The organism is Bosea sp. BIWAKO-01, from assembly GCF_001748145.1.
Classification (GTDB): domain Bacteria; phylum Pseudomonadota; class Alphaproteobacteria; order Rhizobiales; family Beijerinckiaceae; genus Allobosea.
Genome location: NZ_BCQA01000001.1, coordinates 4,469,962 through 4,488,055, shown reverse-complemented (window position 1 = coordinate 4,488,055; position 18,094 = coordinate 4,469,962). Strand labels below are relative to the sequence as shown.

The window sequence follows — 18,094 nt, the reverse complement described above, 5'->3', positions numbered from 1 at the left end:
CGCCTCAATTTCGGCTGAGGCCACTAGCGGCGATGCCGCACGCATGATATCGGGCCTCGTCAACTCGGTAGCGGGCGCATGTTGTCGCCCACCCTGAAATGCCCCGCATGGGCTTGGAGTTGGCGATGGCAAGCATCAGTGACACCCTCATCCGCGACGGCCTGACCTTCGACGACGTCCTGCTCGAGCCGGGGCCGTCCGACGTGATGCCGGCCGACGTCAATATCTCGACCAAGCTCACCAAGACGATCTCGCTCAACCTGCCGATCATCGCCTCGGCGATGGACACGGTGACCGAGGCCAGGATGGCGATTGCCATGGCACAGGCCGGCGGCCTCGGCGTCGTCCACCGCAATCTGGAGGCCGACCAGCAGGCCGCGCAGGTGCGGCTCGTCAAAAAATTCGAATCGGGCATGGTCGCCAACCCGATCACGATCTTCCCGGACGAGACGCTGGGCGACGCGCTCGCCCTGATGCGGCACCATTCGATCTCGGGCATTCCCGTGGTCGAGCGCGGCCCGCAGGGACACAAGGGCAAGCTTGTCGGCATTCTGACCAACCGTGATGTCCGCTTCGCCGACCGCCCCGAGCAGCCCGTCGCCGAGATCATGACCAAGGATCGCCTGATCACGGTACGCGAAGGCGTGACCCAGGAGGAGGCACGCCGCCTGCTCCACCAGTTCCGCATCGAGAAGCTGCTGGTCGTCGATGATCATTTCCGCTGCATCGGCCTGATCACCGTCAAGGACATGGAGAAGCAGGTCGCCCACCCGCATGCCGCCAAGGACGCGCAGGGTCGCCTCCTGGTTGCAGCGGCGACCACGACCGGCGATCTCGGCTTCGAGCGCTCCGAGCTGCTGATCGACGCCGGCGTCGACATCATCGTCGTCGACACCGCCCATGGCCATTCCGCCAAGGTGCTGGAAGCGGTCACCCGGGTGAAGAAACTCTCCAATACCGTTCAGATCATTGCCGGCAATGTTGCCACTGCTTCCGGTGCGCAGGCTCTCATCGATGCCGGCGCCGACGCGATCAAGGTCGGCATCGGACCGGGCTCGATCTGCACCACCCGCATCGTCGCGGGCGTCGGCGTGCCGCAGCTGACCGCGGTGATGGACGCAGCCTCGGCGGCGAGCAAGGCGGGCATTCCGGTCATCGCCGATGGCGGCATCAAATATTCCGGCGACCTCGCCAAGGCGCTTGCCGCCGGTGCCTCCTGCGCCATGGTCGGCTCGCTGCTTGCCGGCACAGACGAAACGCCGGGCGAAACCTTCCTCTACCAGGGGCGCTCCTACAAATCCTATCGCGGCATGGGCTCGGTAGGCGCAATGGCGCGCGGCTCGGCCGACCGTTATTTCCAGCAGGACATCAAGGATGCCCTGAAGCTGGTGCCGGAAGGGATCGAGGGCCAGGTCGCCTATAAGGGGCCGGTTTCCGGTGTGCTGCACCAGCTCGCGGGCGGCTTGCGGGCCGCGATGGGCTATGTCGGCGGGCGCGATCTCGCGGACTACCAGTCCAAGGCCCGGTTCATCCGCATCACCAGTGCCGGCCTGCGCGAGAGCCATGTCCACGATGTCACCATCGTGCGCGAAAGCCCGAACTACCCGACGAGGTCCTGAGGCCCAAGCCTCGTCGATACCATCGTGACGCCGATTGGCCCTCATCCCGCGAAATTGCCCCAACCGGCAACCTCCCGGGGTGAGGGCTTTCCTTTGCATAAACAGCGAGAGGCGCGCCGCCCATGACGATCAAATTGGTCTACCCCGCCCTCGCTCAGATCCTGTGGACCTTCGTCGTGCTCGGCATCCTGTTCCAGCGCCGTCGTGTCGCGTTCCGGAACAAGGAGGTCGGGATGGCCGATGTCGCGGTCTCGACCGAGCGCTATCCGGAGCGTGCCCGCCTCGCCGCTGCGAATTATGCCAATCAGTTCGAGACGCCGGTCCTTTTCTTCGCCCTGATCATGCTCGCCATGGAGGTCGGCGCGACCGGCACGGTGATTGTTGCGCTTGCCTGGGCCTTCGTGCTGACGCGCATCGTGCACGCCTTGATCCATACCGGATCCAACCGGGTTCCGGCGCGCGCGGCCGTCTTTGCTCTGGGCGTCGTCTGCCTGTTCTGCATGGCGGTCGGCATTGTCGTTACGGTACTTTGACATGCTCGTGCGGCGTGCAATGTTCGCAGACGCACGCCCGTAAGATATACTCTGTCACATCCTCGCTACATCGTGAGACAAACGCAGTTTCGCGCTTGCGCCCAAAACCACCTGCCGGCATGCTAAATGCTTGCGGCTAGGACGGTTTAGGGACGACCGTTCCAAATGGTACAGAGTCTGTCCCGCTCTGGCGCAAGGTTTCGCATGGCAGTCTTGTCTTTCGGGCGCGTTGTTGTCGTGGCCGCCGTCGGCGCGGTCGCAGCTGGCGCGGGTCTTCACTATTCCGGCCGATCAGTCCCTCCTCCGCTCGATCGCATTCCCTACGGGAAGATCATCCCGCCCTATGCCCAGCCGGCCCAGCAGGCCGCAACCCCGTCATCTCGCGCTTCGGGACAACAGCGCCCGCCTGTGACGATCGTCACGGCCAAGGCTGAACGCCGGCCGATGCCGGTCAGGCTCGACGCGATCGGCACCGTGCAGGCACTCTCAAGCGTTGCGGTGCGCTCGCGCGTCGATACGCAGATCATCGAGGTCGGCTTCCCCGATGGAGGCTATGTGAAGAAGGGCGACATGCTCTTCCGCCTCGACTCCCGCCTGGCGGAAGCGCTGCTGAAGCAGGCCGAAGCGGGTGTCGCCCGCGACAAGGCCTCGCTCGCCTCCGCCGAAGCCGATCTGCGCCGTGCGGAAGAACTCGCCAAGCGCGATTTCGCCACCGACCAGCGTCTCGACACCGCCCGCACCCAGGTCGCGACGCTCAAGGCCAGTGTCCGTGGTGGTGAGGCCGCGGTCGATGCCCTCAAGGTCCAGCTGACCTATTACACCATCACCGCCCCGGTTTCGGGCCGGATTGGCGTAGCCGGCCTCAAGGAAGGCAATATCGCCAAGACCGGCGACAACTCGACCACGCTGGTCACGATCAACCAGGTCGACCCGATCTATGTCAGCTTCGCACTGCCCCAGCGCCAGCTGTCCAGCATCCGCGACGCGATGAATGCCGGCACGGCCGTGGCTGTTGCCACGCAGCAGGGGGCGAGCCGCGGCGTCGAGGGCAAGATCGCGGTCATCGACAATCTCGTCGACGCCACGACCGGCACGATCCAGATGCGCGCGATCTTCGACAATCCCGACGAGACCCTCTGGCCGGGCGCCCTCTGCCAGGTCCGCCTGACCCTGCGTGTCGAGCCCGATGCACTGACCGTGCCCCGCGAAGCCGTCCAGAACGGCCAGAACGGCACCTTCGTCTTCGTGATCGAGGACGGGGTCGCCCGCGCCCGCCCGGTCACCGTTGACCGCACCATCGATGACCGCGTCGTCCTTGCCTCCGGCCTGAAGGGCGACGAGACGGTGGTCATCGACGGCCAGCTCCTGCTGACCGACGGCGCCCGCGCGGTCGAGCGCAACCGGGGCGGCCAGAGGCCGCCGCCCAACCAGACCTCGCAGCGCGGGAGTGCTGGCTGATGAACCTCCCAGAGGCCTGCATCCGTCGTCCGGTGATGACGACACTCCTGATGGCAACCTTTCTGATCTTCGGGTTGTTCGCCTTCAAACAGCTTCCGGTCGCGGCATTGCCGCGGGTCGATTTTCCGACGATCAATGTCAGCGCTCGCCTGCCGGGCGCGAGCCCCGAATCGATGGCCTCCTCGGTCGCCGCACCGCTGGAGCGCGAATTCGCCTCGATCTCGGGCATCACCTCGATGTCCTCGGTCTCGCAGCTCGGGGCGACCTCGATCACGCTGCAATTCGACCTCAACCGCAATATCGACGGCGCAGCGCTCGATGTGCAGGCCGCGCTGAGTGCCACCGCGCGTCGGCTGCCGCCGGAGCTACCCTCGCCGCCGAGCTTCAGGAAGGTCAATCCGGCCGATCAGCCTGTGCTGTTCATGGTGCTGACCTCGGCGACGAAACCGCTCTACGAAGTCCATGAATTCGGCGAGAACATCCTGCAGCAGCAGATCTCGCAATTGCCTGGCGTCGCGCAGGTCAACATCTTCGGCGCGCAGAAATACGCCGTGCGCGTGCAGGTCAATCCCGACGCCGTGTCGGCTCGCGGCCTGGCGCTGAGCGATGTCCGCAATGCGATCGCCGCCGCCAACTCCAATTCCCCGGTCGGCACGCTCAATGGCGAGAACCAGCGCCTGACGCTTGGCGCCACCGGCCAGATGGAGCGTGCCGCCGAGTACGGCAACCTCATCATCTCGCAGAAAAACGGCGTGCCGATCCGCCTCGAGGACGTGGCGCAGGTCTACGACTCCGTCGAGAACAACCAGACCGGCAGCTGGTTCAACGGGCAGCGCTCGATCATGCTGGCGGTCTATCGTCAGTCCGACGCCAACACCGTCGAGGTCGTCGACAGCATCAAGTCCAGGCTCGAGGCCTATCGCGAGCAACTTCCAGCCGCCATGGAACTCAATGTCCTGAACGACCGCTCGATCCCGATCCGGGAGGCGGTGGAGGATGTCGAGGTCTCGCTGATGATCGCGATCGCGCTCGTGATCATGGTCATCTTCCTGTTCCTGAAGAGCCTGGCCGCGACGCTGATTCCGACGCTCGCCCTGCCGATTTCGCTGGTCGGCACCTTCGCGATCATGCACGCGCTCGGCTATTCGCTCGACAACATCTCGCTGCTTGCACTGACGCTCGCAGTCGGCTTCGTCGTCGATGACGCCATCGTCATGCTGGAAAACATCATCCGGCATATCGAGATGGGCAAGAAACCGTTCCAGGCGGCCCTCGACGGCTCGCGCGAGATCGGCTTCACCATTCTCTCGATCACCATTTCGCTCGTTGCCGTCTTCATCCCCGTCTTCTTCATGGGCGGCGTCGTCGGCAAGGTTTTCACGGAGTTTGCCGGCACGATCGCCGCCGCGATCATCGTCTCGGGCTTCGTCTCCCTGACCCTCACCCCGATGCTCTGCGCCCGTTTTCTCAAGGCGCATGATCACCACAAGAAGCCGAACCTGATCGAGCGCGTCTTCGAGGCCGGCTTCCAGGGGATGCTGGGCGCCTATCGCTGGACGCTGGACTGCGTGCTGAAGGCGCGCATCCTGATGCTGATCTTCACGCTGGCGACGGTCTATATCTCGGCGCAGATGTATATCGACATCCCGAAGGGCTTCTTCCCGACCGAGGATACCGGCCTCCTTCGCGCATCGACCGAAGGCCCACCCGACACGTCGTTCGAGGCCATGGCGGCGCGCCAGATCCGCATCGCCGAAATCGTCAAGGCCGATCCGGCGGTCGATTATCTGACCTCGAATATCGGCGGCTTCAACGCCACCAATAATGGCTTCATGTTCATCGCGCTGAAGCCCAAGGATCAACGCGAGAAGGCCGAGGTGGTCATCTCGCGGCTGAGGCGCGCGACCGGCGACGTGCCCGGTATCACTGCGGTGTTCCAGCAGGTGCAGAACATCAACCTCAACGCCGGCCGCTCGTCACGCGCGCAGTACCTCTATTCGCTGCAGGGGCCGGACCTGAATGCGCTCTTCGCCTATGCTCCGCTGATGCAGCAGCGGCTCGCGCGGCTTCCACAGCTGCGCGATGCCAATATCGATCTGCAATTGCGCAACCCGCAGCTCTCGATCGACATCGACCGCGAACGCGCCGCGAGCCTGGGCATTTCCAGCGACCAGATCCGGCAGGCGCTGGGCAACGCTTTCGGCTCGCGCCAGATCGCGACGATCTTCACCCCCTCGACCGATTATCAGGTCATCATGGAGGCCAATCGCGCCTATCAGCAGGATCCCGCCGTGCTCTCGCGGCTGCTGCTCAAGGCTGCGAATGGCCTGAACGTGCCGCTGGAAACGGTGGCGACGATCAAGCCCAGCGTCGGCCCGCTTGCAGTGAACCGCATCTCGCAGCAGCCGGCGGTGACAATCTCGTTCAACACGGCGCCGGGCATCTCGCTTGGCGACGCCGTCAACGCCATCCGTGCGGCCGAGCGCGACGTCAATCTGCCGGCCTCGATCGTGACGAGCTTCGCCGGTTCCGCCCAGCTGTTCCAGGATGCGCTGAAGGGGCAAGGCCTGCTGATCTTCGCCGCGATCCTGGTGATCTACATCATTCTCGGCATTCTCTACGAAAGCTTCATCCACCCGATCACCATCCTCTCCGGCCTCCCCTCGGCCGGGCTCGGAGCGCTGCTCGCCCTGCAGTATTTCAACATGGACCTGTCGGTGATCGCGATCATCGGCATCCTGATGCTGGTCGGCATCGTCAAGAAGAACGCGATCATGATGGTCGATTTTGCGATCGAGCGTCGCAAGCAGGGGGACGATGCGCTGACCGCCATCCGCGAGGCGGCGCTTGTCCGTTTCCGCCCGATCATGATGACGAGCTTTGCCGCGATCTTCGGCGTGCTCCCCATCGCACTCGGCGCGGGCGCCGGCGCCGAGCTGCGCCAGCCGCTCGGCATCGCCGTGGTCGGCGGCTTGATCGTCTCGCAGCTGCTGACGCTCTACATCACGCCGGTGATCTACTTCTACCTCGACAAGGTCGACACCTGGCTCTCCGGTCGCAGTCGCGGCGAACGCGAGAGCGTGCCCACCTCCGCTGTGCCCGTCGCCATCCCGCAGGTGGTGCGCGGCCCGGACCTCTGAGGGCGGTCAAAGCCTCCCTCCCAATCGTACCTGCGCCACGAACCTCGCATCTCCCGCGGTTCGTGGCGTATTTCTGCAGAATGCATCAAAGGCAACCTTGTGCCTTAAAGCGGAGAGAACGGCGGCTTTGCATAACGCTGGGTGAGTGATCCCTGCCATAAGCAAAGTCGTCGATGTTCCGCATAAGAAATGCCGTGCCGCTGTCGGGCCATACTCTGCCCGGAATCCACCCAGCTCCCTCCCGACGGGCCGCTCTGACGCGCTACGGAGCCATGGCGCTGCTCGGATTGGTTCTCGGGGCGAGCGCCACAGCGGTGACCGCTTCCCTCGTTCGGGCTGGCGATGACGCCGGCGTTCGTGCCTTCCATCTTCAGGAAGCGACGAGGCGTGCGCCTAGTGCCACGCCCTTGACCTATGCTCCGGTCGGTTCAGGCTGGAGGCTGCCGCTCTTCGGCTCATACCCGGATGGCCGGATCGAACATCCGCCCGTCCTGCGCGAACGCGGCAAGCCGCGCGATGGAGCGACTGCAGGCGCTCTCCGTGCAACGGCGCGTTACGATTCCGGGTCAAGCGCCTCCCGCACCATCTGCGTGCGGATGTGCGACGGCTATCACATGCCGCTTGGCCATTTGCGCTCGCAGGCCGACTGGCCGGCGCATGAGGCGCTTTGCACGGCGATGAATCCCGGCATTCCGGTCAAGGTCTTCCGCGTTCCTGCCGGCGCCGCGGATATCGACGGCGCCGTGGCCTCCGATGGCAGGACCTATGGCGCCCTGCCCGTTGCCTACGGTCACGAAAAATCGTCCGATCCGGGCTGCAGGCCCACCGTCCCGTCTGCTGGGGATCGCCGTGTCTCTCTTCTGCGGGATTTCACCCTGCGCCCGGGCGACTCGGTGGTGCTTGATGGCAAGGTGACAACCTTCGAGGGCTCGTCCACCTGGCCTTACAACCCGAGGAACTTCCGCGATTTCCGCTCGTCGAACGAACTCAACGCCAATCAACGCCGGATGATCGACGACACGGTCGGCATTTCCAACCGTGAAGGCCAGATGCTGGCCCTGCGTCGCGACATGACGGTGCAGGTGGCGAAGATCGGAGATGCTACAACGATCGAGCTGCGCGGCCGTTTCGAGAGCGGCACGGGTGAAACCGCAACCGCCTCGAGCATGCGGCGCATCGTCATCTCGCCCGAAAGCTGAGCCCTCTCTCCAGGCATTTTGGCCGGGCGCGCTGCGTTAAGCATCGCGCCCGTTTTGCATGGGCGAACGCCGACGGGCCGTTGATGATTAACGAAAAGTAAACTACACCCCAAGAGCGGCGGACGAAGAACAAGCGCGAGTGGAGTTGACGCGATGTTTCGTGTCCGTGAGATCCCCGATCGGGAAGACCCGCCGTTAGGCAGCCCTGTCCCCGTCGTTGCGCTGGAGCGCAATGCTCACGGCAAGAAACGCACAGGCCGCTTGGCAGCGATGACTGCGCTCGGCCTTGTGCTCGGAGCGGGCGGCGCGATCGGCACGATCTCGCTCGTCCAGGCTGGCGACGATGCCGGCGTCCGCGACTTTCAGCTCCAGGAAGCGGCGAACCGCCGTGCTATGCGCGCCCCGCAAGCCAGCGCCCCCATCGCCTATGCGCCCGCGCGTGGCATCTGGAACCTGCCCCTGACGCGCAGCGTACCAAACGGGCGCATCGCGCACCCGCCCGTGGTCTTGAACCCTTTCAGGTCGGTCGAACCTCCGCGTCAGGCGGCCCGACGCCCCACGACGCAGCACAGTGTTGCACGCCTCGATACCGTCTCCGGCAGCGGGCATGGCGCGCGCACCATCTGTGTGCGGCTCTGCGACGGCTTCCATGCGCCGATCGGCAACTTGAATACCCAATCTGACCTCACGGCACACGACGCCCTCTGCCGGGCCATGAACCCCGGCATCCCGGTCAAGGTTTTCCGCGTTCCCGCAGGCGCGAGCACGATCGACGGCGCCGTCTCGGCGGATGGCAAGACCTATGGCTCGCTGCCCGTTGCTTATGGCCACGAAAAATCCTCTGATCCGGCCTGCCGGCCGCCGATTGTCGCCAGCGGCGAGCGCCGCGTCTCGCTGTTGCGCGATATCACGCTGCGTCCCGGCGACAGCGTCGTGCTGGACGGCAAGGTCACGACCTTCACCGGCTCGTCGCAGTGGCCCTATAGCCGGCGCGATTTCGTCGATTTCAGATCGGCGCGGGAGCTCAGCGCCGGCGATCGGCGCGGCATCGACGAGCGGGTCGGCATTTCGCGCGTCGAAGCGCAGATGCAGGCGCTGCGCCGCAAGCTGCGCACGCGCGAAGCCTCGCTCCGAGACGAGAGCGTGATGAGCGATGCGATCGAATTGCGCGGCTCGATCGATCCGCCGATGCGTGGGCCGGTCCGCGTGATCGCCGGGCCAGCGTTCCTGCTTTTGCCTTAGCTCCAAGGGGCTGCCGACCGGTTTTCACCGGACAGATGACACTCTTGGGCGCTGGTTCGGAGGATCTCCTTATTTGAATTAATCTAAAGAGAGCACAATTTAGAAAACTTATAAGCAATTGATCTATAACGCTTTTCAATTGACCGCCCTAGCGTCAGGCACTACCGCTCCAGCACCACGAACGTGCAGAGGGCATCTACGCCCGAAGGAGCGAACCATGATCGACAAAACTCGCCTGTCCCTCATCGCCCTGGCGTCCTGCTTGCTCGCTACCCCGGTCCTGGCTCAGAGCGTCAATCTCTACACGACGCGCGAGCCGGCCCTGCTCAATCCCGTCGTCGAAGCCTTCACCAAGGACACCGGCATCAAGGTCAACACGGTGTTCCTGAAGGACGGTCTCGAGGAGCGCATCAAGGCCGAGGGCGCAAACAGCCCGGCCGACGTGATGATCATGGTCGACGCCGCGCAGATGATCTCGGCCGCCAATGCCGGCGTCACCCAGCCGATCAAGTCGGCGGCTGTCGACAAGATCGTCCCGGCGCAACTGCGCGATCCCCAGGACAATTGGGTCACCCTGACCAAGCGCGCCCGCATCGTCGTCGTCTCAAAGGATCGTGTGCAGCAGGATGCGATCACCTATGAGGACCTTGCCGATCCGAAGTGGAAGGGCAAGTTCTGCATCCGCGGCGGTCAGCACCCCTACAATAACGCTCTGTTTGCCGCCTATCTCGCGCGCAACGGCGCCGAGAAGACTGAGACGTGGCTCAAGGCACTCAAGGCCAACACCGCGCGCAAGCCCGGCGGCGGCGACCGTGAAGTCGCGCGCGACATCCAGTCCGGGCTCTGCGACATCGCAGTGATCAATACCTACTATATCGGCCTGATGAGCACGGCGGCGAACGAGCAGAAGGGCTGGTTCGAGGCGATCAAGCCGCTGAAGACCACCTTCGCCAATGGCGGCACACATGTGAACATCTCGGGCGCGGCCATCGCCAAACACGCCCCCAACCGTGAGAACGCGGTAAAGCTGATCGAGTACATGCTTGGCGACAAGGCGCAGACCATCTATGCCGACGGCAACTTCGAATTCCCGGTCAACCCGGACGTCAAGGAAAGCGCCGCTGTGAAGCTGCTCGGCAAGGTCAATGTCGACACCACCCCGCTGACCGAGATCGGCAAGAACCGCAAGGCGGCCGCTGACCTCGTCGACAAGGTCGGCTTCGACAATTGAGCCTGTCTCCCACGGCTGGAGAAATGCGACGGCCGCCACGCCTGTGGCGGCCGTCGAGCCGTTTTGTCTGGGCCTCGATGGCGGGAGCCGGGCTCGTCGCGCTGCCAGTTCTCGCGCTGGCCCTGACCGCGCTTTCGCCGGCAGCCTCATCGATCTGGCCGCATCTTGTCGCCAATGTCATTCCCGATGCGCTGGCGAACACCGCCATGCTTCTTTTCGGCGTCGGCCTGCTCTGCAGCCTCATCGGCGTCGGCACGGCCTGGCTCGTCACCCAGTATGAGTTTCCCGGCCGTCGCGCCTTCGAATGGCTGCTTGTGCTGCCATTGGCGATCCCGACCTATCTGACCGCCTATATCTACGTCGAGTTCCTGGGCTTCCAGGGGCCGCTGCAAACGGCCCTCCGTGCGGTGACCGGATATCGCAGCCTGCGTGAGTACTGGTTTCCCGACCCGCGCAATCTGGCGGGCGCGATCTTCGTCATGGGAATCGTGCTCTATCCTTACGTCTATCTCAGCGTCCGGGCGCTGTTCGGCCTGCAGAGCGCGACGATCGTCGAATCGGCGCGGACACTCGGGGCCGCGCGCGGCACCCTGTTCTGGCGGATTGGCTTGCCCATGGCGCGCCCGGCGCTCGTCGCCGGATTGACACTGGCGCTGCTCGAAACGCTAAACGACATCGGCGCGACCGAATATCTCGGGGTCCGCTCCCTGACGCTGTCGATCTATACGACCTGGCTCAATCGCGGCTCTCTCGCAGGCGCAGCCCAGATCTCCTGCGTGATGCTTCTCTTGGTGGTGGTCCTGATCGCAACCGAGGCGAGACTGCGCGGCGCACGCCGCTTCACACTCTCGGTGCGCCAGCCGCGTGCCGTCGGGCGCCGGCTCCTGTCCGGGCGTATTGCCCTGGCCGCCAGCGCCATCTGCGCCCTGCCCTTGCTGCTCGGCGCCCTCCTGCCGATGGGTTTTCTCCTCCAGGAGGTCGTGACGCGCGGCCTGCTGCATCAGTTCGACATGGCCCTGCTGCGCAATCTCCTGAATGCCCTGCTGCTTTCGGCCGGCGCCGCGCTGATCGTGGTGGCGCTTGGCCTTTGCATAGTGGCCGCCGGTCGTCTCGGCCGCGAAACCTGGTTGCCGGCGCTCGCGCGCACCGCCTCGCTTGGCTATGCGCTGCCCGGCACGGTGCTCGCGCTTGGACTACTCGTTCCACTCGCCGCCTTCGACAATCTCGTCGCCGACACCGTCTCCGCATTGTTCGGCGTCAGTCCAGGTCTCATCCTGATCGGCTCGGGTGCGGCTCTCGTGATCGCCTATGTCGTACGCTTCCTGTCGATCGCGATTTCCGGCATCCAGAGCGGCCTCGCCCGGATCTCGCCGAGGATAGACGATGCCGCACGCGCCCTCGGCTCGAGTTCGGGCGAGGTGTTGCGGCAGGTGCACTGGCCGCTAGCTCGTCCTGCGATCGCCGCGGCCGCCTTGCTCGTATTCGTCGACTGCCTGAAGGAGCTGCCCGCGACGCTGCTGCTGCGACCGCTGAACGTCGACACGCTCGCAACCATCGTCTACGGACACGCCTCACGCGGCATGTTCGAAGACGGAGCGCTGGCCGCGTTGCTGATCGTGATCGCCGGCCTTTATCCCGCCATCATTCTGGCACGAGCCGGTGGCACGAAGGGGTGACACCGTAGGGCGTTGCGGCTCCGTTTGCCGATCCACAGCTTGTATGCCGGAAATGGGTGCCTCACCTCGACAAGCCGCCCGGCATCGTCATAAACAATTTTAGCTTGACCTCCGGTTCGATTCCGGTTGCAGCCCGGCCGAAGGCCCATGACACGACGCGTTTCCATTCTCGCCTATTCGCTCGCCATCGGCCTGGTGCTGCTTGGCCTGCAATCTTGGGGCGTTGCCGTCGGACTGGTCGAGCGTCATGTCGTGTCCCGCATCGAGGATCGCACCGGCCTCAAGGTGACCAGCCTCGAGCATGCGAGCATCGTCCTGCTGCCCTTGCCGCGGGTCGAACTCTCGCGAGTCAGCTTCAGGCAACATGATGGCCTGCTCTCGGGCAAGGCGTTGCAGCTCAAGGCGCGCGCGCGCCTGCTGCCGCTGCTGGCAGGGCGCCTCTCCTTCGACCGGATCGATCTGGTTTCTCCTGAAATCGATGCCACCGTTTCAGGCCGGGACGACGAACTCTCGGAGTGGCTCGCGCCGCCCCTCGCCTATCTCACCAGCCTCACGAACCAGAGCCGGATCGTGATCATTTCGGGCTCGGTCTTTGCGCGGGCCGAAGGTGCGATTCGCACCATCCTGCGCGATGTCAACCTGATCATCGAGGACCGCGACCCCGAAGAGCCGATCATCGCCTCGGGCTCGGTGACCTGGCGCGGTGTCGCGACCGATCTCAGCGTTGTCTGGCCGGTCGCCGGTGAACGCGCCAGGCTCTCCTTGTCTGCGACCTCCGAACGGATGAACCTGCGCCTGGACGGCATACGATCCGGCCTGCGCGAGCCGGTCTTCAATGGGCAGTTAAGCCTCTCAACGCGGTCGCTCCCGGATCTGTTCGCCTGGTTCGGTGAAACGCCCCGCCTCGCGCCTGCCATCGGACAGCTCAGCATCACCGCCGAAGCCCAGATCAAGTCCAACGAGATCTCGCTCAGCAACGCGAGCGCCGTCCTCGACGGGGACCGCCTCGACGGCGCGATCATGCTCGGCGAGGCCGGCCAACGCTGGTCCCTCTCGGGAACGCTCGCCGGCGCAACGCTTGATCTTGGCCGCATGACCAATCGGCTCGGCCTGCCCAAGCCTGGCACCGGGCTCGCCAACCCGACGCCGCTCGAATTCGAGGCCTGGACGGCCCACGACATCGACCTGCGCGTCTCGGTGGATGCCGCCCGCCTCGGCGGCGCCCGTCTCAGTGATGTCGCGACCCAGTTGCTCGTCAAGAAGGGCCGCTTCGAGGCTGGACTGCTTCGCGCGACGGCCTATGGCGGCAGCGTCAAGGGCCGCCTGCTTGCGAGTGCGGCCCCGAACGCCATCGACGTGAAGCTGCAAGGCAATCTCGACCGGATCAATCTCGGGCAGAGTGCAACCGACCTACCCGAACTGCCGAAACTGAGCGGGCAAGGCAATCTGCAGTTCGCGCTGGATGGCACCGGCACCACGGCCGAGGCCGTTCTCGCCTCCTTGAACGGAAAGGCGAGCCTCAGTCTGCGTCAAGGCGAGCTTGGCGGCTTTGCCTTCATCGACCTGTTGCGCCGCGCCGAGCGCAATCCTGTGGCGGCCCTGCGGGAATGGCGGCAGGGCAAGACACCATTCGACAGCGCGAGCGCAACGGCGAATGTGGCGGATGGCATCGCGACAATCACTGACGCCCAGATGACGGGCCCGACCTATCGTCTCACGCTCGCAGGCCAAGCATTCCTGCAGCAAGGCTGGATCGAGATGGCCGGCCAGTTGGCCCAGCAGAGCGGCTCCCTCACGGTGCCCCTCGTCCTGCAAGGCCCGCTTGAAGGTCCATCGCTGGCGCTCAACTCGGACGCCACCTTGCGTCCAGCCGGCAGCACCCTGCCAAATCTCCTGACGCGCTGACGGTCGCCCGGCTTGGTCACCCACCACCCGGGCAGATTTGAGCCTCAGCCTGCCCGCGCAGCCTCGCGATTGACCTGCCCTCGGACCGGGTGTTTCCTCATCGCAGTCAGCGCGGAAACTACGCCATGCGTGCACCAACGGGATCGATCGTAGGGCTCTGTTCCGCCTCAGCCACCATGTTTGCAATGGGGATGGCGTTCCTCGGTTACTGGGGTGTCCATGAGCCGGTGCCATGGCGGCGGCTCGACATCGTCATCGTCACCCTGGCCTTTGCCGGCTTTGCCTCATTGGGCTCCGTCACCTGGATCGCAACCACACCCGTTGCAGCAGACGGCGACGAGAAGGTGATACCCGCCCGGCGGGCATTCGCGCTGGGCGTATTTACAATCTGGCTGTCGGTTCTGGTGGCGGTCGTGGCCTGAGGCATGATGCCGAAATGCTCGGCATCATGCCTCAGTGGTTCCTCTGCGCGGACAGTCCAGGCTCCAGGTCATTTCAAACCTGAAACAAGCCGGCCTCAGCCTTCCTGAGCAGGCTCGTCCGCAGGCGCAGGGCCTTCGTCCTCGGCCTCGTCGTCCCCTGCATCACCGATGCATTCGACCGAAACGACCTTCTCGCCGGCCGCAGTGTTGAACACCGTGACACCTTGGGTCGAACGGCCGGCAATGCGGATACGGTTGTCAGGCCCCTTGTCGACCGGCACGCGGATCACCTGCCCGCCATCGGTCACGAGCATGATCTGGTCCGTATCGACCGCCGGGAAGGAGGCGATCAGCTTGCCGTTGCGCTCGTTCACCACCATGGCGACGATGCCCTTGCCGCCGCGTCCGGTGACCCGGTACTCGAAGGACGAGGTGCGCTTGCCGTAGCCCTTCTCGGACACTGTCAGGATGAACTGCTCCGCAGCGCCCATCTCGGCATATTTCTCCTGGCCGAGTTCGATATCGCTGGCGGCCTCCTCGCCCTCGCTCGCCTGTACCGGCTCGGCGGTGTCGTCGCCTTCGCCGTTCAGGGCCTTCCGGGCAGCCGCGGCGCGCTTGAGATAGGCGGCGCGCTCATCCGGCGTCGCGTCGAGATGGTGCAGAATGGCGAGCGAAATCACCTCGTCGCCGTCGGCGAGGTTGATGCCACGCACGCCGGTCGAGTCGCGCCCCTTGAAGACGCGCACTTCCGGCACGGCGAAGCGGATGCACTGGCCGGCCGCCGTGGTCAGCAGCACGTCGTCATGCTCCGAGCAGATCTGCACGTCGACGATGGAGTCACCCTCATCGAGCTTCATCGCGATCTTGCCGTTACGATTGACCTGCACGAAGTCGGAGAGCTTGTTGCGCCGGACATTGCCCGTCCGGGTCGCGAACATCACGTCGAGCCGCTCCCAGCTCTCCTCATCCTCCGGCAGCGGCATCACCGTGGTGATGCGCTCATCCTTCTCCAGCGGCAGCATGTTGTTGAGGAACTTGCCGCGCGCGTTCGGCGCCGCCAGCGGCAACCGCCAGACCTTCTCCTTGTAGGCCTGGCCACGCGAGGAGAAGAAGATGATCGGCGTGTGGGTGTCGGCAACGAAGAGCCGGGTGACGAAATCCTCATCCCGGGTCGACATGCCCGAACGGCCCTTGCCGCCACGCTTTTGCGCCCGATAGGTCGAGAGCGGCACGCGCTTGATGTAGCCGGCATGGGACACGGTCACCACCATGTCCTCGCGCGCGATCAGGTCCTCGTCGTCGAGATCGGAACCCCAGTCCTGGATCACCGTGCGGCGCGGCGTGGCGAAGGCAGCCTTCACCTCGGCGAGTTCGGTCTTGATGATCGACTGGATGCGGGCGCGCGAGCGCAGGATGTCGAGATAATCCGCGATCTCGGTCGCGAGCTTGGCGAGTTCATCGCCGATCTCGTCGCGGCCGAGGGCGGTCAGGCGGGCGAGGCGCAATTCGAGGATCGCCTTGGCCTGGGCATCGGACAGGCGATAGGTGCCGTCCGCGTTCATCGGATGACGCGGATCGTCGACCAGCGCGATCAGCGGCGCGATGTCCTCGGCCGGCCAGTTGCGATCCATCAGCGAGGCATGTGCAGCGGCCGGGGTCGGCGCGGTGCGGATCAGGCGGATGACCTCGTCGATATTGGCAACCGCGGTGGCAAGGCCGCAGAGAACATGGGCGCGCTCACGCGCCTTGTTGAGGAGATAGCGCGTGCGCCGGGAGACGACTTCCTCACGGAACTCGACAAAGGCCGAGAGGAAGTCCTTGAGGTTCAACACCTCCGGCCGGCCACCGGTCAGCGCGACCATGTTGGCGCCGAAAGAGGTCTGCAGCGGCGTGTAGCGGTAGAGTTGGTTCAGCACGACATCGGCCATGGCGTCGCGCTTGACCTCGATGACGACACGTACGCCCTCACGGCTGGATTCGTCACGCAGGTCGGAAATGCCTTCGATCCGCTTCTCGCGAACCAGATCGGCGATCTTCTCGACCATCGAAGCCTTGTTCACCTGATAGGGAACTTCGGTGACGATGATCGCCTCGCGCTCCTTGCGCAGCTCCTCGATATGCGTCTTGGACCGCATCACGATCGAGCCACGCCCGGTGTGATAGGCGGAGTGGATGCCGCTCCTGCCCATGATCGAGGCGCCGGTCGGGAAGTCCGGCCCCGGCACGATCTCGATCAGGTCGTCGATCGAGAGCTCGGGATCGTCGATCAGTGCGATACAGGCATCGATCACCTCGCCGAGATTATGCGGCGGAATATTGGTCGCCATGCCGACGGCGATGCCGCCGGCCCCGTTGACGAGCAGGTTCGGATAACGCGCCGGCAGAACCCGCGGCTCATGCTCCTTGCCGTCGTAGTTCGGCTGGAAATCGACCGTGTCGAGGTCGAGATCCTCGAGCAGCGGCATTGCCGCCTTGTCGAGCCGGGCCTCGGTATAACGATCGGCCGCCGCGGAATCGCCATCCATCGAGCCGAAATTGCCCTGGCCGTCGATCAAGGGCAGGCGCAGCGAGAAATCCTGCGCCATGCGGACAAGCGCGTCGTAGACCGCCATGTTGCCGTGCGGATGGTACTTACCCATCGTATCGCCGACGATGCGGGCGCATTTGGTATAAGGCCGGTCCGGCAGGTTCTTGTTCTCGTGCATCGAGAACAAGATGCGCCGGTGCACCGGCTTCAGCCCGTCGCGGACGTCGGGAAGAGCGCGGCTGACGATCACGCTCATGGCGTAATCGAGATAGCTCTTCTTCATCTCGTCAGTGATGGCGATCGGCTTGATGTCGCCGCCGAAATGCGGATCTTCCGGCTGGCCGCCGCGCGTGCCGTTGTCGTCTTCGCTCAAGGGATGAGGTCCCGTTTTCTACGATTTTTCAAGCTTCTGGCTATCCGATTCCGCCCCGCGAAGCCAGCAAAAGACGAATCTCTCCAGAGAAATTAAAACCCTTTGCTATCAAAGCGTTGAGAGCCGTTTTTGACTCACTTTCCGAGCCCTCCCACATTGCCGCCATGTTTCAGGGGAATTCGCGCGCCGAGATCGGCAGGACCGTCGCCTGACAAGCCTCCGGCTAGATCCTGCGAACCTGGGGAGCAAAGCGTTGAAAGGCGACTTCGATGTCTTTTTCGTCACAAGCAAGTCGACTGATAGACATGCGAATCCCGGTCAGCGCGGAGCTGCTCGTCAGCCAGGTTTCCCACAGGCCAGTTGGCTTCGGTCCGTAAAGCTCAGGCTCGGTGACATAGACGCGAAGAGTACTTCCATTCTCTGAACCGGTCTCGAGCGCATAGCTGTGCACCGCAGTCCAAGGCAGCCTCCGCCCAAACACGCGAGGCACCAGAAGCCCCTCTTCATCAAATGCCAGATGGACCGAGCGATCAGGTTCGCCCACCGCTTTCCCGAAGGCGAGAAGCAGGAAAAGGGAGCCAAAGAGAGCGACGCCAACCACGGCCGTCCAACCACCTTTGGAGGCCATATCGTAGACGATCCATCCGCCGAAGCCGACATAGACGAGCGCCTCCCAGCGGCTCTCGTTCGCTCGGAACTCGATGCTGGCTGGCGCCTCATCGATTGTCTGCATGTTGCGGCAGCCATGCCCTGTAGTTTGCTCCAGCAA

General features: G+C 64.4%; 12 protein-coding genes. 10 read left to right on the top strand and 2 right to left on the bottom strand.

What is annotated here, in order from left to right:
• Positions 1-125: 125 nt before the first annotated feature.
• From guaB to BIWAKO_RS20970, 10 genes are all read left to right on the top strand, one after another.
• Complete coding sequence (gene guaB, locus BIWAKO_RS21015; RefSeq protein ID WP_069882672.1) at positions 126-1,619, top strand: IMP dehydrogenase; 1,494 nt, start codon at positions 126-128, stop codon at positions 1,617-1,619.
• Positions 1,620-1,741: 122 nt separating this feature from the next.
• Entirely contained in the window at positions 1,742-2,152 is a 411-nt protein-coding gene (locus tag BIWAKO_RS21010; RefSeq protein WP_069880293.1) for an MAPEG family protein, read from the top strand.
• Positions 2,153-2,356: 204 nt separating this feature from the next.
• Positions 2,357-3,610, top strand: coding sequence for an efflux RND transporter periplasmic adaptor subunit (locus BIWAKO_RS21005; RefSeq protein WP_176733368.1), 1,254 nt, complete (start codon positions 2,357-2,359; stop codon positions 3,608-3,610).
• Complete coding sequence (locus BIWAKO_RS21000) at positions 3,610-6,750, top strand: efflux RND transporter permease subunit (RefSeq protein WP_069880292.1); 3,141 nt, start codon at positions 3,610-3,612, stop codon at positions 6,748-6,750. Before BIWAKO_RS21005 ends, BIWAKO_RS21000 begins: the two co-directional genes overlap by 1 nt.
• Positions 6,751-6,923: 173 nt before the next feature.
• A complete protein-coding gene (locus BIWAKO_RS20995; protein ID WP_141740175.1) occupies positions 6,924-7,949 on the top strand; it encodes a DUF2865 domain-containing protein in 1,026 nt (341 codons plus the stop codon).
• 153 nt (positions 7,950-8,102) lie between these two features.
• A complete protein-coding gene (locus tag BIWAKO_RS20990) occupies positions 8,103-9,191 on the top strand; it encodes a DUF2865 domain-containing protein (protein ID WP_141740174.1) in 1,089 nt (362 codons plus the stop codon).
• Between the two features lie 217 nt (positions 9,192-9,408).
• Positions 9,409-10,422: an extracellular solute-binding protein gene (locus BIWAKO_RS20985; RefSeq protein ID WP_069880289.1), complete on the top strand. Its 1,014-nt coding sequence runs from the start codon at positions 9,409-9,411 to the stop codon at positions 10,420-10,422.
• Between the two features lie 23 nt (positions 10,423-10,445).
• On the top strand, positions 10,446-12,098 hold the full coding sequence (locus tag BIWAKO_RS20980; RefSeq protein WP_069880288.1) for an ABC transporter permease: 1,653 nt from the start codon (positions 10,446-10,448) through the stop codon (positions 12,096-12,098).
• A 147-nt stretch (positions 12,099-12,245) separates the two neighbouring features.
• Positions 12,246-14,003, top strand: a complete 1,758-nt coding sequence (locus BIWAKO_RS20975; RefSeq protein ID WP_069880287.1) for an AsmA family protein — start codon at positions 12,246-12,248, stop codon at positions 14,001-14,003.
• A 125-nt stretch (positions 14,004-14,128) separates the two neighbouring features.
• The gene (locus tag BIWAKO_RS20970) at positions 14,129-14,425 is read left to right on the top strand and encodes a hypothetical protein (RefSeq protein WP_069880286.1); all 297 of its coding nucleotides are present in this window, start codon (positions 14,129-14,131) and stop codon (positions 14,423-14,425) included.
• A gap of 95 nt (positions 14,426-14,520) precedes the next feature.
• Here BIWAKO_RS20970 and gyrA read toward each other — a convergent pair whose 3' ends face one another.
• On the bottom strand, positions 14,521-17,325 hold the full coding sequence (gyrA, locus tag BIWAKO_RS20965) for a DNA gyrase subunit A (protein ID WP_069880285.1): 2,805 nt from the start codon (positions 17,323-17,325) through the stop codon (positions 14,521-14,523).
• A 223-nt stretch (positions 17,326-17,548) separates the two neighbouring features.
• On the bottom strand, positions 17,549-18,058 hold the full coding sequence (locus tag BIWAKO_RS20960; protein ID WP_069880284.1) for a hypothetical protein: 510 nt from the start codon (positions 18,056-18,058) through the stop codon (positions 17,549-17,551).
• Positions 18,059-18,094: the final 36 nt, after the last annotated feature.